The sequence below is a fragment of the Sphingopyxis granuli NBRC 100800 genome (assembly GCF_001591045.1).
Taxonomy (GTDB): Bacteria; Pseudomonadota; Alphaproteobacteria; order Sphingomonadales; family Sphingomonadaceae; genus Sphingopyxis; species Sphingopyxis granuli.
The window spans coordinates 1-7,455 of the sequence record NZ_BCUA01000129.1 but is presented as its reverse complement, the minus strand read 5'-3'; the positions used below and the strand labels follow the sequence as shown (position 1 = coordinate 7,455).

Below are 7,455 nucleotides of genomic sequence, written 5' to 3'. Positions count from 1 at the left end.
AGACAAGGTCAGGGAGACGGAAAAGAGAAACCGTGCATAAACCTGCAACACCCCTATCCGTTCGGGACGATGGGTCAGATTTTAAGGCTCGATGCTCTAATCCCCCGCGAAATCGAAGGCGCTGACCCCGCGCTCGCCCTCTCTGAATCGCAGCGGACGGCCGAGCGGCGGCATCGAGCGCTGGACGCAGCCGCTGCGCGTGCAGCGGCGGCAGCCGAGGCCGATCGGGGTCGCGGGACTACGCATCAGGTCGATGCCGCGCGCGGCGGCCAGCGGCGCGGCGACCTTGGCGTCGACCCCGATGCACACCGCGAAGCGCGCGGGCGTGCCCCCTCCCGTCGCGCCGGGCGCCGCGACCGAGCGGCTCTGCGTGAACCAGCGCGACCCGTCCTCCAGCTCGACAAGGTCGGCGATCACCTCGCCGGGGCGCGCGAAGGCTTCGTGGACGCCCCACAGCGGACAGCGCGCATCGCCATCGACGAGCGGCGACTGGCTGGCGCCCGCATAGCGTTTCGACCCCTGCCCCGCGCGGTCGATGCGGAGCATGAAGAAGGGCAGCCCGCGTGCGCCGACGCGCTGCAATGTCGTCAGCCGATGTGCGACCTGCTCGAACCCGGCGCCGAAACGCCGCTGGAGCAGCAGCAGGTCGTAACCCGTCGCGTCGCAGGCGCGCAGGAAGCGGCCATAGGGCATCATCAGCGCCGCCGCGAAATATTGGATCAGATGCCGCTCGAACAGGCGCGCGGCGGCGGGTTCGGCGAACTCTGCGCCCGCGACAAGGGCGGAAATCTCGTCCTTCGACTCCATCTGCGCCAGCGTCGCCGCGGCCTGAAAGGTGCGCGAGGCGGGGCGCAGCAGCTCGTTCAGCATCAACTGCCGCGCATGCCAGTCGAGCCAGCGCAGCCGGTCGGGCATGACGTCGGCGGGCAGGATGCGGATGCCAAGCTGGTGCCGCGTGCGCAGCCGCTCGGCGATGGTGCCATAGAGGTCGCCCCCCGCGAGCCGCAGTTCGTCGGCCAGTTCCTCGGCGCGCGCATCGAGATCGGGAAAATGGTTGCGCCATTTCTCGATCGCGCGGCGCACCGCATTGACCTCGGGCGCCTCGGCGGCGGCGGGCGCGGTCGCATCGCCCGCCGCGTCGAACAGCCGGATGAAGGCCGTCGCGGTCGCCGGCGCGCTCTCCAGCCATTCCTCGACCTCGCGCGACCCGATGTCGAGATCGGCGAAGCGCGGGTCGGCCAGACGGCGGCGCAGCGCGGCAAGCCCGCCCGGCACCGTCGCCGCCCCCAGCTTCGCCGCGTCAAAGCCGAAGCGCTCGGCCAGCCGGACGATCACCGTCGCGCTCAGCGGACGCTGGCCGTGCTCGATCAGATTCAGGTAGCTCGGCGAGATGCCCAGCGCCTCGGCCATCGCCGCCTGCGTCAATCCCGCATCGCGCCGCAACTTGCGCACCGCCGGCCCCGCGAACACCCGCCGCTCCGCCATGTTGTAACTTTCTTTACTGATTTACATGCTACAATGCACTTTATCCGCTTTATTCACAAGAAATATTCACAAAGCTTTTTCAATCCGGGCGGCGGGTCGGCACAAGGGCGGCATATTCATCGCCCACCGGGGCGCAGCCGAGGACAGTGAAGATGAGCTATACCGAAGACATGGCGCAGGCCGGCCGCCTCATCCGCGATCAGGACGGCCGCTGGGATGCGATCGGCGCCGAAAGCGTCGCCCGCATGCGCGCCCAGAACAAGTTCCGCAGCGGCCTCGACATCGCCCGCTACACCGCGCGGATCATGCGCGCCGACATGGCGGCCTATGACGCCGATCCCGCCAACTACACCCAGTCGCTCGGCTGCTGGCACGGCTTCATCGCGCAGCAGAAGATGATCGCGATCAAGAAGCATTTCGGCACCGTCAAGGGCCGCTACATCTACCTGTCGGGCTGGATGGTCGCCGCGCTGCGCAGCGAGTTCGGCCCCCTGCCCGACCAGTCGATGCATGAAAAGACCAGCGTTCCGGCGCTGATCGAGGAAATCTACACCTTCCTGCGGCAGGCCGACGCCCGCGAACTGGGCGGCCTGTTCCGCGAGCTCGACGCGGCGCGCGAGGCCCGCGACGAGGTCAAGGCAAAGCAGATCCAGCACGCGATCGACAACCATGAAACGCATGTCGTGCCGATCATCGCCGACATCGACGCGGGCTTCGGCAACGCCGAGGCGACCTATCTGCTCGCCAAGAAGATGATCGAGGCCGGTGCCTGCGCGCTGCAGATCGAGAATCAGGTGTCGGACGAAAAGCAGTGCGGCCACCAGGACGGCAAGGTCACCGTGCCGCACGAGGATTTCCTGCAGAAGATCCGCGCGCTGCGCTATGCCTTCATGGAGCTGGGGGTCGACGACGGCGTGATCGTCGCGCGCACCGACAGCCTGGGCGCCGGGCTGACCAAGCAGATCGCCTTCACCCGCGAACCGGGCGACCTCGGCGATCAGTACAACGCCTTCCTCGATTGCGAGGAAGTGACGGGCGCGGGCAATCCGGGCGACGTGCTGATCAATCGCGACGGCAAGCTGCTGCGCCCGAAGCGCCTACCCTCGAACCTCTATCAGTTCCGCCCCGGAACCGGCGAGGATCGCTGCGTTCTCGACTGCATCACCGCCCTTCAGAACGGCGCCGACCTGATCTGGATCGAGACCGAAAAGCCGCATATCGAGCAGATCGCCGGCATGGTCGACCGTATCCGCGAGGCGGTTCCCAATGCGAAGCTCGCCTACAACAACTCGCCGAGCTTCAACTGGACGCTGAATTTCCGCCAGCAGGTGTTCGACGCGTGGCAGACGGACGGCAAGGATGTCGGTGCCTATGACCGGGCAAAGCTGATGAGCGTCGATTACGACGGCACCGAGCTGGCGGTCGAGGCCGACAACCGCATCCGCAGCTTCCAGCGCGACGCCGCGAAGCGGGCCGGCATCTTCCACCATCTGATCACCCTGCCGACCTATCACACCGCCGCGCTGTCGACCGACAATCTGGCGAAGGAATATTTCGGCGAGGAAGCGATGCTGGGCTATGTCAAGAACGTCCAGCGTCAGGAAATCCGCCAGGGCATCGCCTGCGTGAAGCACCAGAACATGGCCGGCAGCGACATCGGCGACGATCACAAGGATTATTTCGCCGGCGAAGCCGCGCTGAAGGCGGGCGGCAAGGACAATACGATGAACCAGTTCGCCGCCTGAAGATCGAGCTAGGCGCGGGGGTTTTCGTTGCCCCCCGCGCCACCCTTCTCGGCGCGGGGTGCCTTGCACAAACGCCCCGCGCCTCCCGAGCTTTCCTGGGGAGGAAAGCCTGCCCGCCGGAAGTCGTTCGACCTCCGGCGGGCATTTTTATGCGATACGCGATTGTTTTCTCCGTGCGCGCCCCGCCCCCGGGCGCGACGCGGCTATGGCGCGTTCCGCGCCGCCTCGCGGGTCGCCAGATGGCGCATCCAGCGTTGTCGCGCCCATTCGTTGACTAGCCGGTCGGCGCGAGCCTTGTCCGCACCGTTCAGATCGCCGTAGCGCGCACGCCGACCGCTGTCGGAAAACCACATTTCCTCGGTTCCGAGCGCGAGCGTCGTGAAGACGCCGCCCGGTTCGACGATGCCGATCGCGGCGGGCGTATCGACCGCTCCGATATGCAGGAAAACCGGAGCGTCGTTGTCGGGCGCGGGCGCGCCGCCCAGTGCCTGGAGCAGGATCGACCGCATGCCGCTGAGGCCGAGCGGCCGGTCGCTGGACAGGCCCGGCACGTTCAGCACGAACGGGATATGGGTTTGCGCCGGCTCGATCACGTGGCCGTGTCCCAGGAATCCGTTTTCGAACAATGCCTCGCCATGATCGCCGGTGACCATCAGCACGGTGTCGTCCCACGCCCCCAGCGCCTTCAAGCGCGCCACGACCGCGCCGATCTGCGAATCCGCATAGGCGACGGCGTTCCAGTAGGTCTGCTGGACGCCGCGGGCGTTGGCGGCGGAAATGTCGCCGCGCGGCAGCGGATCGACACCCAGCATGTCGGGCATGCCCGGATGATGATAGGGGAAATGCGGCGACTGGAAATTGAAATAGACGAAGGTCGGCTGCGCCCACGGTCCCGGATCGCCCATCCGCCGATCGAATTCCGCCAGTATCTTCGTCTCGTCGACGAGCAGCGAGCCCTTGGCGGCGAAGCCGAAGGCGCGTTCGTGCGCCAGCGTTTCGGCGTCGACGAATATGTCGGCCGCCTTGCGCATCCCGACCACCGCCGAAATATCGCCGAAGCTTTCGGGCTGGCCCGAAAAGACGCCGATGCGATAGCCATTGGCCTTGAGGTCGGAGAATAAGGAGGGGTCTCCCACCCGCGGATCAAGCGCGCCCGAAAACAGGCTCTTGAGCGACGCCGTCGTGAAGCCGACGTGGCTGTAGGCGTGCGGAAAGCTGCTTCCCGCGCGCGCCAGCGCCGCGAGGTTCGGCGCCACCGGCCGCCCGTTCACCCGTTGCGTCAGCGCGTCCGCGCGCGTGCTTTCGAGCACGATGACGACAAGATGCTTCCGCTTCGCCGGCAGCTTCGGCGCGGGCGTCGCCGGATCGGCGCCGGTAAAGACGAAATCGCCGCCAAAGCCGTCTTCGTCGATCCCGTTCCCCGGAATGTCGAGCGCCAGCGGATGGCGCGACGCGTCGAAGGGATGCCGGTCGATCTGCGCCGAATACCAGCTATATCCGTCGCGATCGAAATCGGTCAGCTGTTCGAGTAGCCGGTTGACCAGCCCATAGGCGGTCATCCGGCGCAGGCCGTCGCGCGCGTCGGGCACCCCGTTGGCCTGCGCGGCGATCACCGGCATCGCGACCGCCAGCGCCAGCACCGCCCAGCGCAGCGGCGAGCGGCCCGCCGGCAGCAGGGTCCGATTGCCGCGACGGCGCAGGCGGACCACGACGATCCCATAGAGGATCAGCGCGCCGCCGAGGCCGATCAGCATCAGCGCGCCTTCGTTCAATACGAACAGGAAAGCGTCGAACAGGCTTCCCCCGCCCAGATTGCGGATCAACTGGAAGCTGACCGCGTCGCTGAAATAGGACAAAAGCTCGAACTTGGCGGTCAGCGCGACGAGAAAGCCGGCGACGCCGAAAAACAGCAGGTTGAACCGGAAGATCAGCGGGTCGTATTCGCGCCCGTGCAGCCGGCGCAGCAACAGGAAGAACAGGCCGAAAAGCAGCGCATGTGCACCGACGGCACCGAGCAGGAACAGGACGGTCTCGGCCGGCGTATCCAGCGTTTGCGACTGGCCGAAGCCGCCGCCGAACAGAGCGAACTTGCGTTCGACGAGCGCCATTTCGATCAACAATGTCGCGACGGCCGCAAGCAGCAACGTCAGCAGGTCCCCCTGCCCCTTCCTGGTCATCGGATCGTCATAAATATGGCATTGCTAATATGGTGTTAAGCCAATCCGAACGGCATTCGTCCGCAATTGCGGGCGACCGGGCGGACGAGCGATCAAGCGATGCTTGCCAGGCCCGCCGCGGCGGGTGTATGGTGCACCGCACAACGAAACCACCTCTCCCCGGGCCGATGAACGATACACGACTGAAAATGATGGAAGCGATCGCACGGCGACGCATCGTGTCCACTCGCTACAATGGCGACGCCATGACCCTTGCCCCGCACCAGATGTTCGAGCGGCACGGGGCGCTGTTCGTCAGCGCGCTGAATCTCAACAAGAACTGGCGGTCGGACGAGGAAAGGCGCCTCGGTCAGTTCAAGCTCGACGGGCTTGGCGAGACCGAGGTCACCGACGAGGCGTTCGAGCCGCTCCCGATGTTCCAGCCCGCCGCGCCGAGCGACAAGGACACGCTTCTCCTCGCCGTATGAGCGGCGGGCCGCGACAGCCGGCCCGTCACCGCACGGCCGAGTCGGACGGGCGACTGCTGACGAGCGACCACAGCACGCCCCCGGCGATGAGCGCGACCGTGACTCCCAGGCTCGCCAGCGGCGGGAATTTCGCGCTGCCGAGCAGGAAATCGGCCACGAATATCTTCGACCCGATGAAGACGAGCACCAGCGCCAGCGCATATTTCAGATAGTGGAATCGATGCACCATCGCCGCGAGCGCGAAATAGAGCGCGCGCAGGCCGAGGATCGCCATGATGTTCGAGGTATAGACGATGAAGGTGTCGGTCGTGATCGCGAAGATCGCGGGCACGCTGTCGACCGCGAACACCAGATCGGCGAGGTTGATGACGACGAGCGCAAGGAACAGCGGCGTCGCCGCCAGCACGACCTTCCCCGTCTTCGCGTCGGACACGCGCACGAAGAATTTCTCGCCATGCAGGTCCGCGGTGATCGGCATGCGGCGCGACAGCCAGCGCACGACGGGATTGCCCGCGACGTCCATCGGCTTGTCGCTCGCGAACAGCATCCTGATACCGGTGAAGATCAGGAAGGCGGCGAAGATGTAGAGCAGCCAGCCATATTCGGCGACCAGCGCCGCACCGCCCGCGATCATCAGGCCGCGCAGCACGATCACCGCGACGATTCCCCATAATAGCGCGCGATACTGATAGCGCGCCGGAATCGCGAAGGTCGCGAAGATCAGCGAGATGACGAAGATATTGTCGATCGACAGCGCTTTTTCGATGAAAAAGCCGGTATAATATTGAAGGCCCGCGTCGCCGCCCTTCTCGACCCAGATCCAGGCGCCGAACGCGAGCGCGATGCCGATGTAGAGCGCGGAGAGCTTCAGGCTTTCCGCGATGCCCATCTCCTTGTTCTCCTTGTGCAACACGCCAAGGTCGAAGGCCGTGAGGGCGATGACGAGGCCGAGAAAGGCCAGCCAGAACCAGGCCGGTGTTCCCAGCCAGTCGGTGAAGAGAAATTCCATGATGACGATCCCTGGACAGGCGAAACGCGCCGCCGAAAGCAGCGCGTTTCGCCTTCATTGCCGGATTCAGCGGGCGCGAACCGGGCGCCGCATCAGCGATGCGAGGCGGTCCTTGACCGCCAGCTTCAGCTTCTTGAGCCGCAGCACGCGAAACGGGTCGCCGCCGCGGCGGCGCGTCTCGCGCCGGACCGCTTCGTCGAGCCGCCGATGCAACGCGGTCAAGTGAAAGATATGGGGATTCACAGACATATGGCCTCCTGATTGAGCGAACTCAAAACAGGCGACGCCGATGCCGGGACCTGGATCAGGGGGGAGAATTGGCCGCCGTGCATCGGTGTCACCCGATGCGGTCCGACATCACGTGGCGGGATGTTGATCCCGCCGACGCCAGAGGGGCCCGGCCCGCATTCCCGCTAGATAGGAACGGCGGCCGGGCTTTTCAATCCCGGCTGCCGGGTTTGTTTCTTTCGGGGCGAAATCCCTGTTCCCGGACTCCGATGAGTTGGATTGACCCACTGCGTCATTGCGACCCCGGTTTCTCCCTTTCGTCACCCTGAACTTGTTTCAGGGTT

General features: G+C 65.7%; 6 protein-coding genes. 2 read left to right on the top strand and 4 right to left on the bottom strand.

Annotated elements, in window-relative coordinates:
• Positions 1 to 96: 96 nt before the first annotated feature.
• Positions 97 to 1,485, bottom strand: coding sequence for a helix-turn-helix domain-containing protein (locus tag SGR02S_RS18345; protein ID WP_067113466.1), 1,389 nt, complete (start codon positions 1,483 to 1,485; stop codon positions 97 to 99).
• A 152-nt stretch (positions 1,486 to 1,637) separates the two neighbouring features.
• On the opposite strand from SGR02S_RS18345, the gene SGR02S_RS18340 reads away from it, so the two are divergent.
• The gene (locus SGR02S_RS18340) at positions 1,638 to 3,230 is read left to right on the top strand and encodes an isocitrate lyase (RefSeq protein WP_067113464.1); all 1,593 of its coding nucleotides are present in this window, start codon (positions 1,638 to 1,640) and stop codon (positions 3,228 to 3,230) included.
• A 203-nt stretch (positions 3,231 to 3,433) separates the two neighbouring features.
• On the opposite strand, the gene SGR02S_RS18335 is transcribed toward SGR02S_RS18340, so the two are convergent.
• Positions 3,434 to 5,407: a sulfatase-like hydrolase/transferase gene (locus SGR02S_RS18335; RefSeq protein WP_067113456.1), complete on the bottom strand. Its 1,974-nt coding sequence runs from the start codon at positions 5,405 to 5,407 to the stop codon at positions 3,434 to 3,436.
• A gap of 188 nt (positions 5,408 to 5,595) precedes the next feature.
• On the opposite strand from SGR02S_RS18335, the gene SGR02S_RS18330 reads away from it, so the two are divergent.
• Complete coding sequence (locus SGR02S_RS18330; RefSeq protein WP_369691231.1) at positions 5,596 to 5,874, top strand: WYL domain-containing protein; 279 nt, start codon at positions 5,596 to 5,598, stop codon at positions 5,872 to 5,874.
• Positions 5,875 to 5,899: 25 nt separating this feature from the next.
• On the opposite strand, the gene SGR02S_RS18325 is transcribed toward SGR02S_RS18330, so the two are convergent.
• A complete protein-coding gene (locus SGR02S_RS18325) occupies positions 5,900 to 6,883 on the bottom strand; it encodes a TerC family protein (RefSeq protein WP_067113451.1) in 984 nt (327 codons plus the stop codon).
• Between the two features lie 66 nt (positions 6,884 to 6,949).
• Positions 6,950 to 7,132: an HP1242/YdcH family protein gene (locus SGR02S_RS18320; RefSeq protein WP_067113449.1), complete on the bottom strand. Its 183-nt coding sequence runs from the start codon at positions 7,130 to 7,132 to the stop codon at positions 6,950 to 6,952.
• Positions 7,133 to 7,455: the final 323 nt, after the last annotated feature.